The 23,245-nt window shown below is 70.5% G+C and carries 19 protein-coding genes; 9 read left to right on the forward strand and 10 right to left on the reverse strand.

Going from position 1 to position 23,245, the window contains the following annotated elements:
- Positions 1 to 8: 8 nt before the first annotated feature.
- The 5 genes from pgsA to ACWCSU_RS33995 form a co-directional block, all read right to left on the reverse strand.
- On the reverse strand, positions 9 to 581 hold the full coding sequence (pgsA, locus tag ACWCSU_RS33975; protein ID WP_357694296.1) for a CDP-diacylglycerol--glycerol-3-phosphate 3-phosphatidyltransferase: 573 nt from the start codon (positions 579 to 581) through the stop codon (positions 9 to 11).
- Positions 578 to 1,987: a 30S ribosomal protein S12 methylthiotransferase RimO gene (rimO, locus tag ACWCSU_RS33980; protein ID WP_357694298.1), complete on the reverse strand. Its 1,410-nt coding sequence runs from the start codon at positions 1,985 to 1,987 to the stop codon at positions 578 to 580. Before rimO ends, pgsA begins: the two co-directional genes overlap by 4 nt.
- A gap of 58 nt (positions 1,988 to 2,045) precedes the next feature.
- Complete coding sequence (locus ACWCSU_RS33985; RefSeq protein ID WP_364094211.1) at positions 2,046 to 2,810, reverse strand: helix-turn-helix domain-containing protein; 765 nt, start codon at positions 2,808 to 2,810, stop codon at positions 2,046 to 2,048.
- 77 nt (positions 2,811 to 2,887) lie between these two features.
- Positions 2,888 to 5,398, reverse strand: a complete 2,511-nt coding sequence (locus ACWCSU_RS33990) for a DNA translocase FtsK 4TM domain-containing protein (protein WP_449940474.1) — start codon at positions 5,396 to 5,398, stop codon at positions 2,888 to 2,890.
- Positions 5,399 to 5,720: 322 nt separating this feature from the next.
- Positions 5,721 to 6,290 (reverse strand): UTRA domain-containing protein, encoded by a 570-nt coding sequence (locus ACWCSU_RS33995; RefSeq protein ID WP_449940476.1) that lies wholly within the window; start codon positions 6,288 to 6,290, stop codon positions 5,721 to 5,723.
- 21 nt (positions 6,291 to 6,311) lie between these two features.
- Here ACWCSU_RS33995 and ACWCSU_RS34000 point away from each other — a divergent pair, with 21 nt between their 5' ends.
- A complete protein-coding gene (locus ACWCSU_RS34000) occupies positions 6,312 to 6,596 on the forward strand; it encodes a hypothetical protein (RefSeq protein WP_449940478.1) in 285 nt (94 codons plus the stop codon).
- Positions 6,597 to 6,647: 51 nt separating this feature from the next.
- Positions 6,648 to 9,158 (forward strand): SpoIIE family protein phosphatase, encoded by a 2,511-nt coding sequence (locus tag ACWCSU_RS34005; protein ID WP_449940481.1) that lies wholly within the window; start codon positions 6,648 to 6,650, stop codon positions 9,156 to 9,158.
- On the opposite strand, the gene ACWCSU_RS34010 is transcribed toward ACWCSU_RS34005, so the two are convergent.
- The 3 genes from ACWCSU_RS34010 to ACWCSU_RS34020 all read right to left on the reverse strand — a co-directional run bounded on the left by ACWCSU_RS34010 (position 9,148) and on the right by ACWCSU_RS34020 (position 11,920).
- Positions 9,148 to 10,083 (reverse strand): aldose epimerase family protein, encoded by a 936-nt coding sequence (locus ACWCSU_RS34010; protein ID WP_357694309.1) that lies wholly within the window; start codon positions 10,081 to 10,083, stop codon positions 9,148 to 9,150. The genes ACWCSU_RS34005 and ACWCSU_RS34010 overlap by 11 nt on opposite strands.
- Complete coding sequence (locus ACWCSU_RS34015) at positions 10,080 to 11,042, reverse strand: LacI family DNA-binding transcriptional regulator (RefSeq protein ID WP_357694311.1); 963 nt, start codon at positions 11,040 to 11,042, stop codon at positions 10,080 to 10,082. The genes ACWCSU_RS34010 and ACWCSU_RS34015 overlap by 4 nt, the downstream gene beginning before the upstream one ends.
- Positions 11,043 to 11,125: 83 nt before the next feature.
- Positions 11,126 to 11,920 (reverse strand): NAD-dependent epimerase/dehydratase family protein, encoded by a 795-nt coding sequence (locus tag ACWCSU_RS34020; RefSeq protein ID WP_449940483.1) that lies wholly within the window; start codon positions 11,918 to 11,920, stop codon positions 11,126 to 11,128.
- Between the two features lie 135 nt (positions 11,921 to 12,055).
- Between ACWCSU_RS34020 and ACWCSU_RS34025 the strand changes: the two genes are divergently transcribed.
- From ACWCSU_RS34025 to ACWCSU_RS34045, 5 genes are all read left to right on the forward strand, one after another.
- On the forward strand, positions 12,056 to 13,363 hold the full coding sequence (locus tag ACWCSU_RS34025; RefSeq protein WP_449940485.1) for a sugar ABC transporter substrate-binding protein: 1,308 nt from the start codon (positions 12,056 to 12,058) through the stop codon (positions 13,361 to 13,363).
- On the forward strand, positions 13,360 to 14,292 hold the full coding sequence (locus ACWCSU_RS34030) for a carbohydrate ABC transporter permease (protein ID WP_449940487.1): 933 nt from the start codon (positions 13,360 to 13,362) through the stop codon (positions 14,290 to 14,292). The genes ACWCSU_RS34025 and ACWCSU_RS34030 overlap by 4 nt, the downstream gene beginning before the upstream one ends.
- Entirely contained in the window at positions 14,289 to 15,149 is an 861-nt protein-coding gene (locus tag ACWCSU_RS34035) for a carbohydrate ABC transporter permease (protein ID WP_449940488.1), read from the forward strand. Before ACWCSU_RS34030 ends, ACWCSU_RS34035 begins: the two co-directional genes overlap by 4 nt.
- A 66-nt stretch (positions 15,150 to 15,215) precedes the next feature.
- Entirely contained in the window at positions 15,216 to 15,977 is a 762-nt protein-coding gene (locus ACWCSU_RS34040; RefSeq protein ID WP_449940490.1) for an IclR family transcriptional regulator, read from the forward strand.
- Positions 15,978 to 16,001: 24 nt separating this feature from the next.
- Positions 16,002 to 16,910, forward strand: a complete 909-nt coding sequence (locus ACWCSU_RS34045) for a 5-dehydro-4-deoxyglucarate dehydratase (protein WP_449940491.1) — start codon at positions 16,002 to 16,004, stop codon at positions 16,908 to 16,910.
- Between the two features lie 270 nt (positions 16,911 to 17,180).
- Here the strand turns inward: ACWCSU_RS34045 and ACWCSU_RS34050 are convergent, their stop codons facing one another.
- Positions 17,181 to 18,653, reverse strand: a complete 1,473-nt coding sequence (locus ACWCSU_RS34050; RefSeq protein WP_449940492.1) for an aldehyde dehydrogenase (NADP(+)) — start codon at positions 18,651 to 18,653, stop codon at positions 17,181 to 17,183.
- 108 nt (positions 18,654 to 18,761) lie between these two features.
- Here ACWCSU_RS34050 and ACWCSU_RS34055 point away from each other — a divergent pair, with 108 nt between their 5' ends.
- Positions 18,762 to 20,018 carry a glucarate dehydratase family protein gene (locus ACWCSU_RS34055; protein WP_449940494.1) on the forward strand — a complete coding sequence of 419 codons (1,257 nt, stop codon included), beginning with the start codon at positions 18,762 to 18,764 and terminating at the stop codon, positions 20,016 to 20,018.
- Positions 20,015 to 21,511: a hypothetical protein gene (locus ACWCSU_RS34060; protein ID WP_449940496.1), complete on the forward strand. Its 1,497-nt coding sequence runs from the start codon at positions 20,015 to 20,017 to the stop codon at positions 21,509 to 21,511. The genes ACWCSU_RS34055 and ACWCSU_RS34060 overlap by 4 nt, the downstream gene beginning before the upstream one ends.
- 528 nt (positions 21,512 to 22,039) lie before the next feature.
- On the opposite strand, the gene ACWCSU_RS34065 is transcribed toward ACWCSU_RS34060, so the two are convergent.
- A complete protein-coding gene (locus ACWCSU_RS34065) occupies positions 22,040 to 22,537 on the reverse strand; it encodes a DUF402 domain-containing protein (protein ID WP_357694330.1) in 498 nt (165 codons plus the stop codon).
- Between the last annotated feature and the right edge of the window lie 708 nt (positions 22,538 to 23,245).

The following is a 23,245-nucleotide window of genomic DNA, read 5'->3' on the forward strand; positions in this document are numbered from 1 at the left end:
CGCTCAGATCACTCCCCACGCGCCCGTCTGGCCACCTGGCGCAGCTTGACCGCCCGTACGAGATAGTCGCCGCCCGTCACGACCGTCACGACCAGCGCCGCGCCCATCACCACCCACCGCAGCGGCTCCGGCACCCCGGGCAGGATGTAGAGCACGATGGCGGCGATCTGCAGCACGGTCTTGACCTTGCCACCGTAGCTGGCCGGGATGACCGCGTGCCGCAGCAGGACCAGCCGGAGCAGGGTGATGCCCAGCTCGCGGCCCAGGATCACGAGCGTGACCCACCACGGCAGCTCGTCGAGGATCGACAGGCACACCAGCGCCGCCCCGGTGAGCGCCTTGTCGGCGATCGGGTCGGCGATCTTGCCGAAATCGGTGATCAGCCCGTAGCGCCGGGCCAGCTCGCCGTCGAGATGGTCGGTGATCGAGGCGATCCCGAACACCCCCAGCGCGGCCAGCCGCCAGCCGGTGCCGGGCAGGAACAGGCATGCGACGAAGAAGGGGACGAGCACCAACCGGAGGACCGTGAGGACGTTGGCGATGTTCCACGGGCTTACCACGCGGCGCTCGTCCCTGGTCATGGACTGGCCTTGATGCGCGCGATCAGGTCAACCCCCTCGGCGTCGACCACGACCGCGCGCACGATCTGCCCCTTGACCAGGCCGATGCCCTGGACCGTCACCGAGCCGTCGACCTCCGGGCCCTGGTGGGCGGCCCGGCCCTCGTAGCCGCCGTCGCCCAGGTCGTCGTCGATGAGCACGTCGACCTCCGTGCCGATGCGCTCCTCCGCGCGCTGGGCGGTCAGCTCCTCCGCCAGCTCGGTGAGCACGCGCACGCGCTCGTCGATGACCTCCTGGTCGAGCTTGCCGGGCAGGTTGGCCGCCTCGGTGCCGTCTTCGTCGGAGTAGCCGAACACGCCGATCACGTCGAGCCTGGCCTTCTCCAGGAAGCCGACCAGCTCGCCGAACTCCTCCTCGGTCTCGCCGGGGAAGCCGACGATGAAGTTGGAGCGCACGCCCGCCTCGGGAGCGCCCTTGCGCACGCTCTCCAGGAGGCCCAGGAACCGCTCGGGGTCGCCGAAGCGGCGCATCCGGCGCAGGACGCTCCCACTCGCGTGCTGGAAGGACAGGTCGAAGTAGTCGGCCACGCCCTCGGTGGTGGTGATGACGTCGATCAGGCCCGGCCGCAGCTCGGCGGGCTGCAGGTAGCTGACCCGCACCCGGTCGATGCCCGGGACGGCGGCGAGCTGCGGCAGCAGCTTCTCCAGCGCCCGCAGGTCGCCCAGGTCCTTGCCGTAGGAGGTGGAGTTCTCGGAGACCAGGACGAGCTCGCGCACGCCCCGGTGCGCCAGCCAGTCGGCCTCGGCGAGCAGCTCGTCGGGGTTGCGCGAGACGTAGGCGCCGCGGAAGGCCGGAATGGCGCAGAACGTGCAGCGCCGGTCGCAGCCGGAGGCCAGCTTGAGCGAGGCGACCGGGCTCTCGTCGAGGCGCTTGCGCAGCACGCGCGGGCCGCTGGCGGGCGCGAGCCCGTCGGGCAGCTCGCCGTGGCCCGGGATGCCGGTCTTGGGCGCGCTCCCGCGCTCGACCGGCGAGATGGGCAGCAGCGTGCGGCGGTCGCGCGGCGTGTGCGGCTTGAGCGGTCGCCCGGCCAGCACGTCGTCGAGCCGGCCGCCGATCTCGGTGTAGTCGTCGAAGGAGATGACGGCGCTCGCCTCGGGCAGGGCCTCGGCCAGCTCGTTGCCGTAGCGCTCGGCCATGCAGCCCGCGGCCACCACCTTGACCCCGGTGTCGGCGGCGGCGAGCAGCGTGTCGATGGAGTCTTTCTTGGCCGAGTCAATGAAGCCACACGTGTTGACGACGACGACGTCGGGGTCGTCGTCGCCCAGCTGCCAGCCGGCAGCCTCAAGTCGCGCGGCCAGCTCCTCGGAGTCGACCTCGTTGCGCGCGCAGCCCAGAGTGATCAGCGATGCGGTTCGGCGGGATGACATGGTGAACACTACGGTATCGGGAGTTGGCCACCACCTGATGCACGGCCTCCCCGCCGGACTACCGCGGAGGCGACGTGGCGAGGCCGAACGAGCGGCTCACCATCTCCCCCCGGCCACCGAGTTTGTCCACCTTCTTGCCGTTGACCTGCAAGGACACCGCTCCGGCGTCGGCGAGGAGCAGGCTCAGCCTGTCCGCGGCCTGCCAGGTCGAGCTGTCGCCTTCCTGCAACATCCCGGCGAAGAGCATGCGTCCCTGACCGTCGCGCACGTTCACGTACGACGTACGCCTGGCCTTGATCTTCAAGGTCACCATGTTCTTGCCCGGTTTGGCCTTGGCCGCCGCCGCGCGGGGCCCTTCGGTGATGGGCGTGTTCGGCGGCACGCTCGGCCTGGGCGTGATGGCGTGCACGTCGGCGGTGCGCACCTGGTCGCTCGCGCCGCCCAGCACCCGTACCGTGCCGAACACCACCACGACGGCCAGCGCCACGCCGAGCGCCATCGTCCAGTTGGGCCCCCGGCGCTCGCGCAGGGCGAGCGTGCGGTCGGCCTGGAACACGGCGGCCGCGCGCACGGGCTGCGGCGCCCCGCCGTGTTGCTGGTCGAACAAATGGACGGTGGCCTCCGGATCGAGGCCGACGACCTTGGCGATGGCCTTGACGTGGCCGCGGGCGTAGAAGGCGCCCCCGCACTGGTCGTAGTCTTCCTGCTCGATGCGGTTGATGATCGTTTCTCTGATGCGCGTGGCCGCGCTGACCTGCGCGACCGTCAATCCCGCCGCCTGCCTGGCCGCTGCCAGCATGGCCCCGATGCTCTGTTCCTGCACAGCGAACGCCTCCCCACCACGACAGTGCGTAGTGGTTCATATTCAATCAGTTATCGCCGTGGACCCGTGCATTGGGGTCATTCGCCACGCAGGTCGGCCAGCAGGCCAGGCAGATCGTCCGGTTTCACCAGGACTTCTCGGGCCTTGGAGCCCTCGCTGGGGCCGACCACGTTGCGGCTCTCCAGCAGGTCCATCAGCCGTCCGGCCTTGGCGAAGCCGACGCGCAGCTTGCGCTGCAACATCGAGGTCGAGCCGAACTGGGTGGTCACGATCAGCTCGGCGGCCTGGATCAGCAGGTCGAGGTCGTCGCCGATCTCCTCGTCGATCTCCCGCTTGACCGGCGCGGCGGCCACGTCGTCGCGGTATTCGACCTGCATCTGCTCCTTGCAGTGCGTGACGATCTCGGCGATCTCCTTCTCCGAGACGTACGCGTTCTGGATCCGGATGGGCTTGCTCGCGCCCATCGGCAGGAACAGCGCGTCACCCTGGCCGACCAGTTTGTCGGCGCCGGGCTGGTCGAGGATGACCCGCGAGTCGGTCAGCGACGACACCGCGAAGGCCAGCCTGGACGGCACGTTGGCCTTGATCAGGCCGGTGACGACGTCGACCGAGGGCCGCTGGGTGGCGATCACCAGGTGGATGCCGGCCGCGCGGGCGAGCTGCGTGATGCGCACGATCGAGTCCTCGACGTCGCGCGGGGCCACCATCATGAGGTCGGCCAGCTCGTCCACGATGACCAGCAGGTACGGGTACGGCTGGTAGACCCGCTCGCTGCCCGGCGGCGGCACGAGCTTGCCCGCGCGCACGGCCTTGTTGAACTCGTCGACGTGCCGGAACCCGCTGGCGGCCAGGTCGTCGTAGCGGCGGTCCATCTCGCCCACGACCCATTCCAGGGCCTCAGCGGCCTTCTTCGGGTTGGTGATGATGGGCGTGATGAGGTGGGGGATGCCCTCGTAGACGCTGAGCTCGACGCGCTTGGGGTCGACCAGCACCATGCGCACCTCGTCGGGGGTCGAGCGCATGAGGATGCTGGTGATGAGGCCGTTGACGCAGACCGACTTGCCCGCGCCGGTCGCACCGGCGATGAGCAGGTGGGGCATCTTGGCGAGGTTCGCCACGATCGTGCGGCCCTCGACGTCCTTGCCCAGGCCCACGATCATCGGGTGGTGGTCGGCCTGGGCCACCTGGGAGCGCAGCACGTCGCCGAGCGCCACCAGGTCCTTGTCGGCGTTCGGGATCTCGACCCCGATCGCCGACTTGCCGGGGATCGGGGACAGGATCCGGACGTCGGCCGACTTGACGGCGTAGGCGATGTTCTTGGTGAGGGCGGTGACCTTCTCCACCTTGACCGCGGGGCCCAGCTCGATCTCGTAGCGCGTGACCGTCGGGCCGCGGGTGAAGCCGATCACCTGGGCGTCGATGGTGAACTGCTCCAGCACGCTGGTCAGCGCGTTGACCACGGTCGTGTTGGCCTTGGTCTGCGGCTTGGGCGCGGTGCCGGGCTTGAGGAACTGAAGGTCGGGCAGGCTGTACGGCCCCGCCTGCGGCGACAGCACGAGCTGCTCGACCTTGCGCGGCGCAGGCGTCGGCTCCGGCGGCTCCGGCCTGCGCTCCGGCACGGACTGTTCCTCGTCCGCGGGCCCGTCGACGAGCCCCGGCACGATCTCCGGCGAGTGGTCGGCCAGCTTGTCCTTCTCGGCGAGGACCGGCGTGTCGTACGGCTTGACCGTCTCGGCGACCTCGGTCTCCGCCTTCTTCGTCCGCGGCCTGCGCTTGGCCGGCTCCCGGGACGCGAGCGGCTCGGCGTGCCGCTCGAACAGCATGTGCCGCAGCTCCGACAGCCGCTCGGGGATGCGGTGGACGGGCGTGGCGGTGATCACCAGCACGCCGAACCCCGACAGGAGCAGCAGCAGCGGGATCGTGATCCAGGACGGCAGGATGCTCATCGGCGGCGCCGACACGATGAACCCGATCATGCCCCCGGCGGCCGACACCTTGTCCATGCCCTGACCCTGACCCGCCGGGTAGGGGGTGTCGTTGGCGACGTGGATGACGCCGAGCACGCCGACCATGAGCGCGCTCCACCCGATGACCATGCGGCCGGTGTCGGCGTTCTGGTCGGGGTGGCGCAGGTAGCGCCAGGCCAGCAGGCCGAACAGCAGCGGCAGCGCCCAGGCCAGCGAGCCGAACACGGCGTGCACGACGGTGTTCACGACGCCCGAGACGGTGCCCTCGGGGTTGCGCCAGGTCATCGCGGCCAGCACGATCGCGCCGGCCAGCACCGACAGGCCCACGCCGTCGCGCCGGTGGGCGGGGTCGAGCTCGCGGGCGTTCTTGCCGAGCGCGCGGGCGGTGCTGCCGATGCCGTTGGCGAGCAGCATCCACAGCCCGACGATCAGCTTGCCGACCATCGTGAAGACCCAGCTGATCGGGTCGGGATGGGTCACGGAGGACTTGCGGCCGGAGCTCGCGGCCTTCGCCCTCGGTCGCCCCGCCGCCGTGGCCGGCCGCTTCGCGGGGGTCGATCGAGGCGAGGTCGACCGCTTCGCCGGCCCCTTCGATGCGCTTTTCGGCGTACGGGTGGCCATGATGCCAAAGGTACGTCGGAGACGCCGCCGCACGCGCGGAGACGCGCCGTGCGCCCGAAATGTCCTGTTCTATTCATGTAGATGACTGATCACGTTTCGTGGCGCCGCGCATCGTTCGGTCGTGGCGTACCCGCTGATCCATCTCACCGACGTCCACGTCGTGCCCGAGGGGCCGCCGCCCGCCCGCGCGCCGGGCAGGGCTCGTGGGACGCCGTCACGATGGCAGGCGGCCTGCGGCTGGTCGGCCCCTCAGCGGCGCCGGCCACGCTCGTGCCGCTGTCGGCCGCGCCGCCGGTCTACGAGCCGGACACCGAGGTGCTGCTCAGTCATATCGGGTGACGAACGAGATCATGTCGCCGCGGCAGCGCCGCTCGACATGGCACAGGGGCCGCCCGTCGTGCGTGAGCAGCCCCTCCCGCACCAGCACCGCCTCGCCCGCCTGCATCTCCAGCATGCTCTGGTCGTGCAGGTCGGCGGGCTCGGCCGAGATGGCGTGCCAGGCGTAGCGGTAGGGGTGGCCGGCGGCCTCCAGGGAGGCGAGCACGCCCGCCTTGGCGTCGAGGCGCAGCCCGGCCAGCTCGGGGGCCAGGCGGTAGCGGCTGAGCACGCAGGGCCGCTCGGCCGTCCCGAGCAGGGTGGTGATCTCGTGCACGACGCCGCCGGGCAGCCGCAGGTGGCCGGCCGCCGCCGGATGGGCCGCCTCGGCGCGCTCCACGACCCGCTCACCGCCGCCGAACACGCCCGCCATGCTCGCCAGGCCCGCGATGTCCGACGGGCGGTGGCGGCGCGTCTCGGGGTCGACGGAGACCTCGATGCGGCGCGGCGCCCGCCTGACGAAGCTCCCGAGCCCCTGCCGGGTCTCGACCAGGCCGGCCTTGCGCAGCTCCACCATCGCCTGGCGGGCGGTCAGCCGGTGGACGCCGTAGCGCTCGGCGAGCGCGTCCTCGGTCGGCAGGCGCTCGCCCGGCTCGTCGCCGACCTGCGGCTCGTCGCCGACCTGGGCGAACTGGCGGTGGCCGCCGCGCTCGTGCTCTGGGTGGTGCTGCCCGCGGGCGCGCGCGCCTTCCGCCTGCTGTGGATCCAGCGGATGCCGTCGGCGGTCGCGCCCGCGCCCGCGCCGCTGGTCGGCCTGCTCCGGGACGTGCGTCAGCCGGGAGCACCTTCTTCACAACCGGAGGTATCAACGGCACCCATCTGACACTCTGACTGTGACCGAACTGCCACAACGAGTGATGTTCTAGGACGCACAGTGGACACGACCAGAGTGTCGAGCACAGCCTTCGACGGCACTCCCCACGCCCCGGCGCACGCGCGCCGCTTCATCCGCCAGGTGCTCACCGAGTGGCGCCTCAGCCACCTGGCGGAGGACGCGGTGCTGCTGGCGGGCGAGCTCGTCGCCAACGCCGTGCTGCACGCGGGCACCGGCATCGAGCTGACCTGCCGTCTCGACGCGGCGGCGAGCCCGGCCAGGCTGGAGATCGAGGTCGACGACCACCGGCCCGCCAGGACGGTCCCGGCGCCCGGGAGCCCGTCCACCGGCGCCGTGCGCACGTCCGGGCCCGCCACCGGCCCCTTCCCCGCACCTCCCGCCGGACCCGCGGCCGGGCGTGGGCTCGCGCTGGCCGCCATGCTGGCCGACGCCTGGGGCGTCACCTACACCCGGACCGCCAAGCGGGTGTGGGTGCGCCTGGAGCTGACCGACGGGCCCGACCACCAGGAGGTCATGGTCGGCACGCCCGGCCTGGCGCCCGCCACCGTGGCCGCGCCCATCGAGGCGCTGCACGTCGGGGTGCTGCTCGCCGACGGCGACGGGACCGTGCTGTCGTGGAACTCCGAGGCCGAGCACCTGCTGGGCTGGACGTCCGAGCAGGCCGTCGGCAGGCCGCTGGCCGACCTGGTGGCCTGGCGCGGCCACGGCCCGTACGCGATGTCGCTGGGCGCGACGCTGTCCCTGGGCCGCTGGCGGGGCGAGGCGCGCATGCGCCACCGTGACGGCCGGCTGATGCCCGTCTACGTCTCCCACGTACGCAGCCGCGGCGGCCCGGAGGACCGGCGGTCGGTCTGGATGATGGTGGCCGGCGACCACCGCTACGTGCTGACGCCGCCGTCGGCGCCGCCGCGCAGGGAGGCCGGACGGCGCATCAAGGACCTGCTCGACCGGGACATGCCGTTCGCGGAGTTGCTGGACACCATCGCCCGGATCGTCCAGACGAGCAGCGGCGGCGACGCGGCGTACGTGCTGCTGGCCGCCGACGGCGGCGACCGGTTCGGCGTGGCGGCGGGCGCGGGCGCGACGGCGGGGCTGGTGGGCGTGCTGGCCGCGGGCGTGTTCGGCCCCGACGGCAGGACACCGTCGATGATCGACGACCTGCTGGCCGGCGACGTCGAGCTGGCCCAGCAGCTGCGGGCCAGGTCGCTGGCGTGCGCGCCGATGAACGTGGGCGGCGAGGTGACCGGCTACATCGTGGTGACCGCGGCCCAGCAGGGACGGTTCGACCAGGAGCTCACGGTCAGCCTCCAGCACATCGCCGACCAGGTGGCCGTGCCGGTGCAGCGCGAACGGCTGGCCGAGCGCGAGCGCGCCCACCGCGGCCGGCTGTCGTTCCTGGCCGAGGCCGGCGAGCTGCTGGCCGGGGTGCACGACGAGGAGCTGATCGCCGCGCTGACCGCGCAGCTCGTCGTGCCCAAGATCGCGACGTGGGCGGCGGTCTACCTGACCGATCTGGCGGGCATGACCAGGCTCGCCCACGTCTGGCACAGCGAGGAGCGCTACAACGCCAACCTGCGCAGGTCGCTGCCGGCGATCCCGCGCACCGCGCTCAACGAGGTGAGCTGGCCGGTCGGCGCCGAGACGGTGCTGTCGTTCCCGCTGCTCACGCAGGGCAGGTCGCACGGCGCGCTGGTGATCGGCCGCGCCGAGCCGACCCTGCCGCTGGAGCTGGCCGACCTGCTGGCCGACCTGTGCCGGCTGGTCGCGCTCAACCTGCACACCGCCATGCTGTACACCCGGCAGGCGACCACCTCGCGGGTGCTGCAACGCAGCCTGCTGCCCATGCGCGTGGCCCCCATGCCGGGCCTGGAGTCGGCGGTCGTCTACGAGCCGGCCGAGGAGGGCGCCGACGTGGGCGGCGACTTCTACGACCTGTTCACGGTCTCCGACCACTGGTGCTTCGCCCTCGGCGACGTGTGCGGCAGCGGCCCCGAGGCGGCCGCGGTGACCGGCCTGGCCCGGCACGCCGTACGGCTGCTGGCCAAGGAGCACTACACGGTGGCCGACATCTTCGACCGGCTCAACCAGGCCCTGCTGGAGGAGGGCGACGACGGCCGCTTCCTGAGCCTGCTGTGCGGCGAGCTGACCCCGCTCCCCCAGGGCGGCGCGCTGTGCACGATCGCGTCGGCCGGGCACCCGCCGCCCCTGCTGCTGCGCGCCGACGGCGTGGTGGACACGGTGGCCGCGCCGCAACTGCTGCTCGGCGTCGAGGCCGGCGCCAGGTTCTACGTCGAGACGTTCGAGCTGGCGCCGGAGGAGGTGCTGCTGTGCGTCACCGACGGCGTGACCGAGCGGCGCGACGGCGACCGGCTGCTCGACGACGACGACGGCCTGTCGGCGCTGCTGTCCACCTGCCGGGGGCTGAGCGCCCACGCGGTGGCCGAACGCGTCCGGCAGGCGGTCGAGACGTTCGCCCAGGAGCCGTCGCACGACGACGTGGCGCTGCTGGTCATCAAGGCCGCGACGGAGCTGCGCGGGGTCAGGCCGTGAACCGGTAGGTGGTCGAGGAGGTGTGGCGCTCGCCGGGCCGCAGCACGGTGGAGGGGAAGTGCGGCTGGTTCGGCGAGTCGGGGAAGTGCTGGGTCTCCAGGCACAACCCGGCGAAGGGCCCGTACGGCGTGGCGACCCCGTCGAGCATGCCGCCCGCGTAGAACTGCACGGCGGGCTCGGTGGTGGTCACCCGCATGGTCAGGCCGCCCGCGCTGACCTCGATGTCGCCGTCGAGCACGTAGCAGTGGTCGTAGCCGCCGTCCATCCGCTCGCCCACCGCGTGCGGCTCGGTGAAGTCGAAGGGGGTGCCCTTGACCGGCGCGAGCTCGCCCGTGGGGATCTTGCCGTCGTCCACGGGGAGGTAGTGGCCGGCGTCCATGCGGACGACGTGGCCGAGCACGTCGCCGCCGCCGGTCAGGTTGAAGTAGGAGTGGTTGGTGAGGTTGAGCACGGTGGGCGCGTCGGTCTCGGCGGCGTAGTCGAGGCGGATCGCGTCGTGCTCAAGGGTGTAGGTGACCGAGGCGGTGAGCGTGCCGGGGTAGCCCTGGTCGCCGTCGGGGCTGGTCAGTTCGAGGGTGACCGAGGAGGGGGTGCGGGCGGTGATCGTCCAGACCTGGGCGTCGAAGCCGCGGGTGCCGCCGTGCAGGCTGTTGGGGCCGTTGTTGACCGGCAGGCGGTGCTCGCGGCCGTCGAGGGTGAAACGGCCGCCGGCCACGCGGTTGCCGTAGCGGCCGACCACGGCGCCGAAGTAGCGGCTGCGGGTCAGGTAGTCCTCCAGCGTGTCCAGGCCGAGCACGACATCGAGGCCGGAGACCTCCAGCGAGCGCAGGACGGCGCCGTAGGTGAGCACCTCGGCGCGCAACCGTCCGGACGACAGCTCCACGCGCTCGACGCTCTCGCCGGACGGCAGCGTTCCGAAGATCATGTGTTGGCCCTTCCCGTGGACTCGCGGACGATGAGGTCGGTGTCCAGGTTGATCACCGCACCCTCGCCCTCTGACTGCAGCAGCAGGTCGACCGCCATCCGCCCGGCCGCGGCGGCGGGCATCGCCACCGTGGTGAGCTTGGGCCGGCCGAGCCGCCCGGGCAGGATGTCGTCGAACCCGATCACACTGATCCGGCCCGGCACGTCGACGTCCATCGCCGTCAGCCCCTCGATGAGGCCGAGCGCGACGAGGTCGTTGTAGGCCAGCACGCCGGTCGCCCCGCAGGCGGCCACGTCGGGCGCCACCGCCAGGCCGCCCGACTCGGTGGGCTGGTTGGGGCCGAAGAAGAGCAGGTCGAGGCCGGGCATCTCGGCCGCGGCGGCCTGCATCTCGTTGCTGGTCCACGAGCCGGGCGGGCCGGACAGCAGGGCGATCCTGCGGTGGCCGAGCCCGGCCAGGTGCTCCAGCGCGAGCCTGGCGCCCCTGCCGACGTCCATCAGCACCGCGGGCATGCCCTTGATCCGCCGGTTGACCAGCACGGACGGCACGTCCTCGGCCAGGCGCTCGATCATCCGGTTGGACAGCCGGGGGCTGCACAGCAGCACGCCGTCGACCTGCTTGGCGAACGTGCGGATCAGCTCCTCCTCGACCCGCGGATCCTCATCGGTGTCGGCCACGAAGACGTGGTAGTCGCGCCCTCGCGCCTGCGCCTGCGCGGCCTTGATCAGCGGCGGGAAGAAGGGGTTGGCGATGTCGGCCACGATGAGGCCGAGGTTGAACGTGCGCCCGGTCGTCAGCGCCCTGGCCGCCCTGTTGGGCCGGTAGCCGAGGTCGTCGGCGGCGGCCAGCACCCGGTTCCGCGTGGCAGGATTGACCAGGTGCGGCGCCGAGAAGGTGCGCGAGACGGTCGACACGTGCACGCCGCAGGCGCGTGCGACGTCTTTGATCGTCACCGTCATCGCCCGTCCTCCTTGCAAACGGTTGCCAGAGCCAAGCCTTGACCTTCGGCAGTCTAGCCGTCAAGGTTTCTGCAACCGTTTGCTTACCAGGAGCCGCCGAGTTCCTTCAGCGTGAACACTCCGCCGGCGCGGTCGTGCACAGGGTCCGACAGGTCGGGCTCGCCCTGTTCCGCGACGAGCGCGGCGGCCTGGGGCTCGGAGTTGTCACGGGAGGCGTAGCCGATGCGACGGGCCTCGGCCAGCGACCACCACCGGCGGGCGTTGTCGGAGACGCCCCAGACGACGTGATAGCCGGGCGCCGTGAGCGCGGCCTCGACCAGCCGGGCGAGGTCGTCGGGCGAGATCCAGGTGGCCAGCCCGCGGGTGTCGGCCGAGCCCTCGTTGCAGGTGCCCAGCCGGATCACGGTCACGTTCATGCCGAACCGGTCGTGGTACAGGCTGCCCAGGGCCTCCATGACGACCTTGCTGACGCCGTAGAAGGTGTCCGGGCGCGGGAAGGCGTAGTCGGGCAGGACGGAGCCGTCCCGCGGCCTGGTGTGGAAGCCGGCCGCGTGGTGGCTGCCCATGAGCACCAGATGCCGGACGCCCTCGTTCCTGGCGGCCTCCATGAGGACCTGGGTGCCGTTGACGTTGGCGTGCACGATGTCGTCCCAGGGGTGTTCGCGGCTCTGGCCGCCCAGGTGCAGGACGGCGTCCACGCCCTTCATGGCCGCGGCCATGGCCGCGGGGTCGGCGAGGTCGGCGGCCGCCCATTCCTCGGCCGGGCCCGGCTCGACCGGGTGGAGGTCGGAGAGCCGCAGCGTACGACCTGGACGGGCGAGCCGGGGACGGAGCAGCGTGCCGACTTTTCCCGCCGCGCCGGTCATCAGAATGCGCATGCCAACCGTTGTACACAATTCTGATTCAAATTCACATACTCGAATATTGACCGCATTGTCTCGCCATAGTTACCGTCACAGGAACCAGTTCAGACACACGACATGTGTCCATGTATGTGAACGGGAGGCGGTCTGATGTCACGCCGTTTGCTGGGACTCGCGCTCGCCGCGACCCTGGCCGCCACGCTGACGGGCTGCGGTTCCGGAGGATCGAGCAAGGACGACACGCTGGAGATCTGGATCAGGCAACCGCCCGACTCCGATGCCGCGAAGACGGCGGTGAAACTCGCCGGGGCCTTCACCAAGGCCAGCGGGGTCAAGACCAAAGTCGTCGCGCTCTTCGACGACTTCGAGACGAAACTGAACCAGCAGGCCTCGCAGAAGGCGCTTCCCGACATCGTCATCAACGACACCGCGCAACTCGGCAACATGCATTCTCAGGGCTGGCTGCGGGAGATCGACAAGGGCAAGCTGGCCGGCGGCGACCAGCTCTCCGACCTGGCCTGGAAGGCGGCCACCGGCTCCGACGGCAAGTTCTACGGCGCGCCCTTCTCCGCCCAGGCCTTCGCGCTCGTCGTCCGCAAGGACTGGCGGGAGAAGGTCGGCATGCAACCCCCGCGGACCTGGGCCGACCTGGCCGAGCTGGCGCGGGCGTTCGCCGAGAAGGACCCCGACGGCAACGGCCAGAAGGACACCGCAGGCTTCGTGATCCCGGCCGGCACCAAACGCGGCTACGCCTCCTGGTACGCCTCCTCCCTCATCTACGCCAACGGCGGCGACTTCGTGAAGCCCACCGGCCCCGGCAGGTTCACCGCGATGACGGACGACCCCAGGACCGTCGAGGCCGTCCAGTACCTCCAGGACCAGTTCTGCCGGAGCAAGACGGTCAACCCGGGCGCGGTCAGCAACGACACCACCGTCACGCACGAGGTGTTCGAGAAGGGGCAGGGCGGCATCTACCTGGTCGGACCGTACGTGCTGGCCCGGTTCGTCAAGAGCGTCGGCACCGACAGGATCGAGGTGCTGCCGGTGCCCAAGGGCCCGTCCGGCGGCCCCGGGACCCTCGGCGAGGGCGAGAACGTGTACCTCATGGCCGGCTCCGGCATGGAGGACGCCCAGAAGAGGTTCGCCGAGTTCGCGATCTCTCCCGACGGCCAGCGGATCGGCATGAACAAGGACGCCAACGGCGCCATCGTCCGCCTGCCGGTGAACAAGGGCGTCGATCTGGCCGCCGAGCGGCAGGACCCGCGCTGGAAGGTGTTCCAGGAGTCCTACGAACATGCCGTCTACGCGCCGCCGGTGCCCAACTGGGCGCCCATCCGGCAGGACTCGGCCGACGTCATCAATGCCGTGTGGGCCGACTGCGGCGCCGACGTCAAGGCCAGGATGGGCGAGCTGACCACCAAGCTCAATCAGGAACTGCAGAGCCAGAAGGCGTCATGACTCCGGCCGTCACCCGGGCGGCGGCCACAGCCACGGCGGCCGTCCCGCGCCGCCGCGCCAGGCCGGTGCGGCGGCGCGGGACGCTGGTCGCCTGGCTGTTCCTCGCGCCCGCCCTGCTGCTCTTCCTGTACTTCAAGTTCATCCCGATGGTCCTGGGCCTGTGGAAGAGCTTCAACAAGGTCCAGTACGTCTCGGACGAATGGGTCGGCCTCGACAACTACCGCACGATCATCGCCGACGACGCGTTCGTCGCGGCCATCTGGCACAGCCTCGTGCTGGCGCTCGGCACCACGCTCGGCTCGCTCCTGCTCGGGCTCGTGCTCGCGTTGCTCGTCGAGGGGCCCGCCCGCCATCTGTGGTTCGTCAGGACCGTGGCCTTCCTCCCGGTCGTCACCACGATGGCGGCGGTGGCCGAGGTGTGGCGGATCATGTTCCATCCGGGCGACACCGGCATGCTCAACGTCGTCATCGGGTGGGTCGGCATCGACCCTCAGCCGTGGCTGGGCAGCGAGGACTCCTCGCTCTGGTCGATCATGCTGATGAGCGTCTGGCGCGGGACGCCGTACGACATGATGATCTTCCTGGCCGGGCTGGTCGGCGTGGACCGCAGCCTGTACGAGGCCGCCGCCGTCGACGGCGCCTCCACCCGGCACCGGCTGCGGCACATCACGCTGCCGGCGTTGCGTCCGGTGTTCTGGATCCTGTTCACACTGGCCGCCATCCGTGGGCTGCGGGTGTTCGTCGAGGTGTACGTCCTGACCAACGGCGGCCCCAACGGCTCGTCGGAGGTGCTGATGACGCTGATCTACAAGCTCGGCTTCCAGAAGAACGAGCTGGGGGTCGCCTCGGCGGGCGGGATCGTGCTGTTCCTGGCCACGCTGGCGCTGACCCTGGTCGTGCAGGCACTGCGCAGGAGGCAGGCGACATGAGGTTCGACAGCGCCCTGGGCCTGGAGGCGCGCAGGGGGCCGCTGGCCACCGCGGGCAAGGTCGCGCTCTACTCCGCGATGGTCCTGGTCTTCACCGGGCCGCTGGTGGGGCTGCTGGTCAGCGCGTTCAGCAGGACGCTCGACCCGACGTCCTTCTCGTTGTGGCCCGACGACCTGACGCTGGAGAACTTCGTCCAGGCCGGGGAGAAGAACGTCTATCTGTACCTGTTCAACTCCTTCGTCGTCGTGGGGTTCGGACTGCTGATGCAACTGCTGGTGAGCGTGTTCGCGGCGTACTCGCTGGCACGCAAGAAGTTCCGCGGCATGACGGTCGTGATGCTGCTCATGCTGGCCACGATGATGCTGCCCGAGGAGATCATCGCGATCCCGCTGTCGCTGGTCCTCGCCGACCTGCCCGTCCTGCACCTGAACCTGATCGGCACGTACGCCGGGATGATTCTGCCCGTCGGCGCCTGGGGCTTCTCGATCCTGGTGATGACCGAGTTCATGAAGGAGGTGCCGGTCGAGCTGGAGGAGGCGGCCCGCATCGACGGCGCGGGCGAGTTGCGCATCTTCGCGACGATCATCGTGCCGCTGTGCCGTCCGGCCCTCGGCGTGATCGGCGTCTTCGGCTTCACCATGATCTGGGACCAGTACCTGCTGCCCCTGATCGTCTCGACGGACTCCAGCACCTGGACCCTGCCCATCGCCCTGCGCTCGCTCCGCTCGGACGAGGAGGTCGGCCTCGGCGTGCTGCTCGCGGCCTCACTGCTGGCGCTGCTGCCGTCGATCATCGCGTTCCTGGCCTTCCAGCGGCAGTTCATGCGAGGTCTGACCAGTGGGGCGATCAAGGGTTGATGTCCATGTATCTGGACGGGATCCCATATCCTGACACCCTGAAGCCGCCGCCGAGATGGGACGAGTATGGAGCCACAGCTGGTCAAGTCCGCCGAGCGGACCGTACGCATCCTGGAGACCCTGGCAGAGTCCTCCGACCACATGACGCTCTCGGAGCTCCAGCGGCGCACCGGCTTCCCACGCAGCAGCCTGCACGCCCTCATGCGCACCCTGGTCGAGCTCAACTGGGTGGAGACCGACACGACCAGGTCGGCGTTCGGCATCGGGCCGCACGCCCTGCTGACCGGCACCGCCTACCTCGACAAGGACCCGGCACTACGCTTCGCCCAGCAGACCCTGGAGGACCTGCGGGACGAGATCGGCCAGACCGTGCACTTCGCCCGCCGGGACGATGCCCACGTCCTCTACCTGGCCACCCGCGAGTCCCGCGAGGCGGGCCACGTGATCCCCAGGGTGGGCCGGCGGCTGCCCGCCCACGTGACCGCGCTCGGCCAGGTGCTGCTCGCCCAGCTCACCGACGACGAGGTCGTGGCCCTGCTGCCCGACCCGCTGAAGGCGCTGACCGAGCACACCATCACCGACCTGACCAAGCTGACCGGAGAGCTCGACCAGGTGCGCACCCGCGGCTGGGCCCTCGAACGCGAACAGGGCACCCCCGGCGTGGCCTGCGTGGCCGTGGCGGTCGACTACCGCATCCCGGCCACCGACGCGATCAGCTGCTCGATGCCGGTCGCGCTCCCGCCCGCCGAGATCGAGCGGATCACCGAAGCGGTGATCAAGCACACCCGCAAGCTGGCTGCCACTCTGCGCAGGGAAGGCATCCGCTAGACCCCCTCATTGGAAGGACTGCCGATGCGGCTGGACGGTGTTCTCTTCTTTCCCGTGACCCCCTTCGACGGCGACGGGGCCGTCTCGGAGCAGGTGCTGGCCGAGCACGTCTCCGCCGGGGTCGCGGCCGGGGCGGGAGGAGTGTTCGCCGCGTGCGGAACCGGTGAGTTCAACGCCCTCGACCTGGCCGACTACACCAAGGTCATGACCACGTCGGTGGCCGCGGCCCGGGGGCGGGCGCCCGTCTTCGGGGGCGCGGGCGGGCCGCTGCCCACCGCCAGGGCCGTCGCGCTGGCCGCCGCCGACAGCGGGGCCGACGGGTTGCTGCTGCTGCCGCCGTACCTGGTCAGCGCCCCACCATCCGGTCTCGTGCGGTACGTGCGCGAGGTGGCGGCCGCCACAGACCTGCCGGTCATCATCTACCAGCGGGCGAACGCGCGCTTCTCCCCCGCCGCCGTGGCCGAGCTCGCCGCCCTGCCGAACGTCATCGGCTTCAAGGACGGGCTGGGCGACCTCGACCTGCTCCAGCGCATCATCCTGACCGTGCGGGCGGCCGCGCCCGGCGGGGAGTTCACGTTCTTCAACGGCCTCCCCACCGCCGAGCTGACCGTGCCCGCCTACCGCGGGCTCGGGGTGAGCCTGTACTCCAGCGCCGTGTTCGCCTTCGCGCCCGAGATCGCGCTGGCCTTCCACAAGGCGGTGACGGGCGGGGACGAGGTGCTCGTGCGGCGGCTGCTCACCGGTTTCTACCTGCCGCTGGTGGAGCTGCGTGATCTGGTGCCGGGGTATGCGGTGTCGCTGGTCAAGGCGGGCGTACGGATGCGGGGGCTGGACGTGGGCGGCGTCCGCCCGCCCCTGCTGGACCCGTCCCCCGAACACCTGGCCGCCTTGGAGCGCATCACAGCGCAGGGCCTGCGAATCGCCGCCACCTGACCAACCCCAAGGCTCTCTCCCCGGCCCCCTCCCTCACCGGCCATAGACCAACCTCCTGCCCCGCCCCCTCCCCTTACGCCCCGCTTCTCTCCCGAACCCGCTCAAGACCCCTGACTAAGGTCTCCACCTCCTGCGCGCCCGCCCCTCCCCCACGCGCCTGAGCCCCGGCATGCTCGCCGCCCTCAAGAGCGCATCAGGCGCGTCCGCAGCAGGCGGGCCCATCCGCCCAGCGGGGAGCCCCGAGCGGGTTGGCGTTCTTGGGCGCGTCCGTCAGCCCGCCTGCAGGCGGCCGTCCACCCGGCGGGGGATCCCGAGGGGGTTGGCGTCCTTGAGCTCGTCCGGCAGCAGCGCCTCCGGCCAGTCCTGGTACGCGACCGGCGCCACCCACCGCCCGATCGCCGTCGCCCCCACCGACGTGTACGCCGACGTCGAAGCAGGCCAAGGCCCACCGTGGTGCATCGCCCAGCAGACGGCCACCCCGGTCGGCCAGCCGTTCCAGATCAGCCGCCCCGCCTTCCGCCCGAGCACCTCGACGATCTCCTCGGCCTCGTCCGGATCACCGCCATGGACCGTCGCCGTGAGCGACCCTTCCAGCCGCTCCAGCACCCTCCGCAGCTCCGAAATCTCCCGATAAGTCACCACAACAGCCGCCGGCCCGAAACACTCCTCCGCGATCCCCGGCAGCCTCTCCCCGAACGACTCCAGATCGGTCGCGAACACCTTGGGCGCCACCGCCCAGGCCCCCTCCCCCGGCTTCCCCTCCGCCAGCAGCGGCAGTTCGCCGAGCCGTCCGAGCCCGCCCAGGTACCCGTCCCGGATGCGCTCGGCCAGCATGGGCCCTCCGCCGGTCGCTTCGACCGCCGCGACCAGTGCCTTGCGCAACTCGTCGTCCTCGGGGACGAACAGGAGGCCCGGGTTCGTACAGAACTGCCCGACCCCCAACGTCAGCGACGCCGCGAACCCGCTCGCCACCTCCCCCACCTCCGCCGACGGCAGCACCACCACGGGATTGACGCTGCCCAGCTCCCCGTAGAAGGGGATGGGCGTCTCCCGCTCGTCGATCAGCTTCTGGATCGCCTTGCCGCCCGCCACCGACCCGGTGAACCCGGCCGCGACCACCCGAGGGTGCCGTACCAGGTCGGCTCCCGCCTGCATCCCCTGCACCAGCCCAAGCAGGTCCGGGTAAGGCAGGGCATTCCGTACGATCTTCGCCACCCGCTCGGACGTGTTCGGATGCCCCGGATGCGCCTTGACCACCACGGCACATCCCGCCGCCAGCGCCGAGGCGGTGTCCCCACCGGCCACCGAGAACGCGAACGGGAAGTTGCTCGCCGCGAACACCGCGACGACCCCGGTCAGCGGATGGTTCATCCGCCGCACGTCCGGGCGCGGCGGCGTGAGCGCCGGGTCGGCGTGGTCGATGACGGCCTCCAGGTAGCCGCCGTCCCTGACGACCTGGGCGAACAGCCGGAACTGGCCGGCCGTACGCGCGACCTCGCCGCGTAGCCGTCCCTCTCCGAGCGCGGTCTCCTGATCGGCGAGTTGCCACAGTTCGTCCACGTGTGCGGTGAGCGCGTCGGCGACGGCCTCCAGCGCCTCCGCCCGCTCGTCCGCCGGGGTCGCGCGCCACGCGGCGCCGGCCGCCACCGCCGCGGAGACGATCAGGTCGACCCCGGCGCTGTCGGTCTCGGGCAGTGCGCTGCCCACGGTCTCACCGGTCCTGGGGTCGTATCCGTAGATCATCGAGTGGCCCTTCGGAGTCTTGACACTGTCTCGGCCCGATTCTTACAGTTGCGGCAACCTGTCCACAAATCTGGCAATTGTTCACATATATGGACGGCGGTTTCTGAATTGATTATCCGGCAGATCCACGTCACCCCCGTCGCCTTCCGGGACCCGCCCCTCCTGAACGCCGCCGGAGTCCACGAGCCGTGGGCCCTCCGCACCATCGTCGAGATCATCACGGACGAGGGCATCTCCGGCCTCGGCGAGACCTACGGCGACCTCGGCCACCTCACCAAGGTCCGCGAGTGCGCGCAGGTCCTGCTCGGGCTCGACGTCCACGCCACCAACGAAATGTACGCCCGCATCGCCGCCACCGTCGGCGACGTCGTCACCGACCTGCACGGCCTGACCGGCGTCGGCACCAAGGAGAAGAGCGTCGACCGGGTCTTCTCCCCCTTCGAGGTGGCCTGCCTGGACATCCGCGGCAAAGCGGCCGGCGTACCCGTCGTGGACCTGCTCGGCGGCCGCGTCCGCGACGCAGTGCCCTACAGCGCGTACCTCTTCTACAAGTGGGCGGGCCACCCCGGCGCGGACCCCGACCGCTTCGGCCCGGCCCTCGACGAGGCGAGCCTGGTGGCACAGGCCGCCCTCCTGATCAAGGAGTACGGTTTCTCCTCGATCAAGCTGAAGGGCGGCGTCCTCCCACCCGACCAGGAGGTCGCCGGCATCCGCGCCCTGCACGAGGCGTTCCCCGGCATCCCCCTCCGCCTGGACCCCAACGCCGCCTGGAGTGTCGAGACCTCCATCCGCGTCGGCCGCGAGCTCGACGGCGCCCTCCAGTACCTGGAGGACCCCACGCCGGGCATCGCGGGCATGGCCGAGGTGGCCGCGGCCGTCCCGATGCCGCTCGCCACGAACATGTGCGTCGTCACCCCCGAACACCTGCCCCCCGCCATCTCCGCCCGCGCGATCGGCGTGCTCCTCCTGGACCATCACTACTGGGGCGGTCTCGTACGATCCGCGCACATCGCCACCCTCTGCGGCACCTTCGGCCTGGACCTGTCCATGCACTCCAACTCCCACCTCGGCATCAGCCTGGCCGCGATGACCCATCTGGCCGCCGCCACCCCGAACCTCACCTTCGCCTGCGACACCCACACCCCCTGGCAGGACGGCCAGGACGTCGTGCGTCCCGGCAGCCTGCGCTTCACCGACGGCGCCGTACCGGTGCCCGCCGGTCCCGGACTGGGCGTCGAACTGGACCGCGACGTGCTGGCGGTCATGAACGAGCAGTACGAGACCTGCGGCATCCGGGCCCGCGACGACACGACGTACATGCAGCGCCACGAACCCGCCTTCTCCGCGAAGAGACCCCGCTGGTGAACGTCGCCTACGTCTACCCCTGGGACATCGTCGGCGACCCGTCGGCCCCCGCCCGCCTGGCCGACCTGGGCGTGGACGTGATCGCCCTGGCCGCCAGCTACCACTCCACCCGCGCAGCCACCCCGTACCACCCCGAACACCGCGTACTGGACGTCCCCCATCCTGCGTTCTACCTGCCGATCCGCCCGCGCGCCTGGTCCCGCCTGGTCCCCGCCGCCCCCACCTGGACCCCGCCGGACGCCTACCTCCAGGCCCAGACGGCCCTGCGGAAGGCCGGCCTGAAGGTCCACGCCTGGACCGTCCTCACCCACAACTCCTACCTGGGAACCCGCTTCCCCGACCTGACCGTGCGCAACGCCTTCGGCGACCCGTACCCGTACGCCCTCTGCCCCGCCCACGAGGACGTCCTGGCGTACTGCGAGACCCTCGTCACGGAAATCCTCACCCTGGCCGAACCGGACGGCCTGATCCTGGAGGCATGCGGCCCGATGGGCTTCGGGCACCAGAGCGTGCACGAGAAGACCTCCGGCGCCGACTGGACCCCCACCGACGCCGACCTCCTCTCCCTGTGCTTCTGCACCGCCTGCGCACCGCAGTACCCACCAGAAACCGCCGCAAGAGCCCGCACCACCATCGACCGCCCCCAACCCACCCCCGGCCCCCTCACCACCCCAGCCAGCGGCACCACCGCCGCAACCACCACCCCCACAGAGGCCCCCACCGCCCCCTCAAGCACATCCACCCCAAACGCGCCGACCTCAGTGGATGCGACCTCAGGGGACCCGGAGTCGGAGGGCCCGCCGTCGGAAGGCCCGACCTCAGGAACACGGACCCTTGGAACATCGTCCGCAGGCGCCCTGACCTCAGGAGCCCCAACCGCAGGCATCCCAGCCACAGGCACAGCAGCGCCAGGAGCCCCGACCGCAGGCCCTGCTGGTAACGCTTCGCCCGACGCCGACCCCGACGCCGCACTCCGAACCCTCACAGCCCCCGACAACACCGGCGGCCATGCCACCCTCCGCCACCACGCAGACCCGATAGAGCTCGCCCTCGGCCCCTTGGCGAACGAGATACGTGCAACCCGCGTGAGCCTGTCAGCATCCCTCCGCCGCCGCCTCATCTCGGCCGCCCGCCGAACAGCCCCCAACATCCCCATCACCCTGCACGCCAACCCGAACCCATGGGCCACCGGCGCCTTCGCCGCCCTCCCCTCCGGCGACCCAGACCTGGACGTCCTCGTGGGCAACTGCTGGGGCGACACCACCACCGACGCCGCCCGCCTCACAGCTCTGGCGAACCTGCGCACCCCTGGCCAACGAGTAGGCGCCTATGTCCTGGCCCTCCCACCCCGCCCCGCCGACGCAGCCGCGCTGGCCGGCCAACTGAAGACCTACGCCAAGGCCGGCGCCTCAGAATTCCACCTGTACCACGCAGGTCTGGCCTCCCGGCACCGCCTCTCCACCATCGCGACCGCTCTCCGCCTCCTCCAATAGCCTCGCCCCAACGACCTGCACCAGGAGCCTCCACCTCACACCGCACCAGCGAGGAGAGGCACCCATCCGGTGCGGCTCACTCCCTCGCCGGCGACGCCCCGTCGGGCCACCCATCAAGATGCACGTGACACTCATCGCCGCAGGCACTCAAGCCCACATGACAGCCAGCGCACCCGAGTCCCCGGAGAGCTCCCCCCAAAGAGCCGACACTCCAGGACGATCAACCAGCCCAGCAAAGGCAACGGACTGCCTTCGCCGATCACCACCGCCCGCCAAAGACGAAGCCCAGATACAGAAAGACACCCACCAACCAGCCCAAGCAACGACAGAGCTGCAACCAGCGCCTGAGGTCAGCCATTCCTCAGATCAGCCATCACGGCCCAGCGCCAAAGATCAACCACTTGGCCAGCGCCTCAGTCGCCTGACTTGACCACCTCAGCACCCCACAACCCGCACCGGCCGCCAGCGCCGACCGTCAGGTGGTCGCAGCCCGAGCAATGCCACCACGCACCCCCGAACCGACGCCACTTAATCCATCATCGCAAGCCACCCCAGATGCGCTCCCCCGAACGGCCCTCTACGAGCCCCAACCGCATCCATCAGCCACCGCGCGCTCTCCTCCGCCGCAGCGATCAACTCCGGCGGATACCCCAGCACCACCTGATGCTCAGCGAACTCGTCCTCATCGTCGAGAATGAGCCGCCCATCCCGCTTCCTGATCACATCGAGATCGAGGTCCAACATGGTGACCTCGTCGTCACGCCACTCGGGAACCGTGGTGACATCCACATAGACCTCGGTCCGATGCGGTGCCGCGTTGAACGACGCCGTCCACCAGGCATCTCGCGGAAAGAGCATGATGGCGTGAGTGTCCCAGGTGATGGCCGGCCCATCCCCCTTGCGCGCAACCGTCCCTCCAGGCACGGCAACCCACACCCCATGCTGATCTTCTCCGAGCACCTTGCCCGGATGGTTCCAGTGCAACGCCCCGCCGTACTTCCGAAACACCACCCGTACATCGCTCATAGAACAAATTTACTTTTCGTCCCCCGCCACCACGAGCACCCATACGCCGCCGCCCCACCCCCTTCCGCATCCGCCCTTCACCATGCCTCCGAGACCATGCCTCCACCACAGACCCCGCCCAGGCCCTCCACCTACCCTCCCTCCCGCACCATGCCGGAACACCATCCGACACGCCTCACAGCACAAGCCCCAGCCCACTCCTCACTGCCACCCGAGACTTGGCAGGCGGCCCCCTGACCAGCCCGCGAAACGAGCCGGCCACCAGGGGCCACACCCGAAAGAGCGCCACGGCCCCCATGGGACTGACCCGCAGACCAACAACACACCTCAACCGAAACTAACCTGACCGCTCCACGAACCCTCAGCCCCCGAAGCGCAAACAACAACGAAAGGCGCCAGACACTCCCCAACCGACCCAAAACGAACCTGACCCCTCACGCTCCCTCAAGGCCAGTACGCTCTGCCCTCTGCCAGAGAGTCGCCTCGAAACTCGAGCCGCCACACCCTCACCAGAGGCAAGGACCAACGGAAACCGACAGAACCGCCTCTCCCTCACACGCCATTCAACATACTCGATCTGCACTCACCAACACTTGAATCAAGCCACCAGGGAACATTTCGCCTAAAAGCTACACAATCTCTGAAATGCCGCCAGCATTTAATCGCCCCCAAAAGGACCATCACACCGTCACCACTCATGACCAACCG

The sequence above is a fragment of the Nonomuraea sp. NPDC001699 genome, assembly GCF_053596455.1.

Excerpts from the sequence above, each read along its gene's own strand:
- pgsA (WP_357694296.1), bottom strand. The coding sequence starts at position 581 with ATGACCAGGGACGAGCGCCGCGTGGTAAGCCCGTGGAACATCGCCAAC.
- rimO (WP_357694298.1), bottom strand. The coding sequence starts at position 1,987 with ATGTCATCCCGCCGAACCGCATCGCTGATCACTCTGGGCTGCGCGCGC.
- ACWCSU_RS33990 (WP_449940474.1), bottom strand. The coding sequence starts at position 5,398 with ATGGCCACCCGTACGCCGAAAAGCGCATCGAAGGGGCCGGCGAAGCGG.
- ACWCSU_RS33995 (WP_449940476.1), bottom strand. The coding sequence starts at position 6,290 with ATGGTGGAGCTGCGCAAGGCCGGCCTGGTCGAGACCCGGCAGGGGCTC.
- ACWCSU_RS34010 (WP_357694309.1), bottom strand. The coding sequence starts at position 10,083 with ATGATCTTCGGAACGCTGCCGTCCGGCGAGAGCGTCGAGCGCGTGGAG.
- ACWCSU_RS34015 (WP_357694311.1), bottom strand. The coding sequence starts at position 11,042 with ATGACGGTGACGATCAAAGACGTCGCACGCGCCTGCGGCGTGCACGTG.
- ACWCSU_RS34020 (WP_449940483.1), bottom strand. The coding sequence starts at position 11,920 with ATGCGCATTCTGATGACCGGCGCGGCGGGAAAAGTCGGCACGCTGCTC.
- ACWCSU_RS34025 (WP_449940485.1), top strand. The coding sequence starts at position 12,056 with ATGTCACGCCGTTTGCTGGGACTCGCGCTCGCCGCGACCCTGGCCGCC.
- ACWCSU_RS34030 (WP_449940487.1), top strand. The coding sequence starts at position 13,360 with ATGACTCCGGCCGTCACCCGGGCGGCGGCCACAGCCACGGCGGCCGTC.
- ACWCSU_RS34035 (WP_449940488.1), top strand. The coding sequence starts at position 14,289 with ATGAGGTTCGACAGCGCCCTGGGCCTGGAGGCGCGCAGGGGGCCGCTG.
- ACWCSU_RS34040 (WP_449940490.1), top strand. The coding sequence starts at position 15,216 with ATGGAGCCACAGCTGGTCAAGTCCGCCGAGCGGACCGTACGCATCCTG.
- ACWCSU_RS34045 (WP_449940491.1), top strand. The coding sequence starts at position 16,002 with ATGCGGCTGGACGGTGTTCTCTTCTTTCCCGTGACCCCCTTCGACGGC.
- ACWCSU_RS34050 (WP_449940492.1), bottom strand. The coding sequence starts at position 18,653 with ATGATCTACGGATACGACCCCAGGACCGGTGAGACCGTGGGCAGCGCA.
- ACWCSU_RS34065 (WP_357694330.1), bottom strand. The coding sequence starts at position 22,537 with ATGAGCGATGTACGGGTGGTGTTTCGGAAGTACGGCGGGGCGTTGCAC.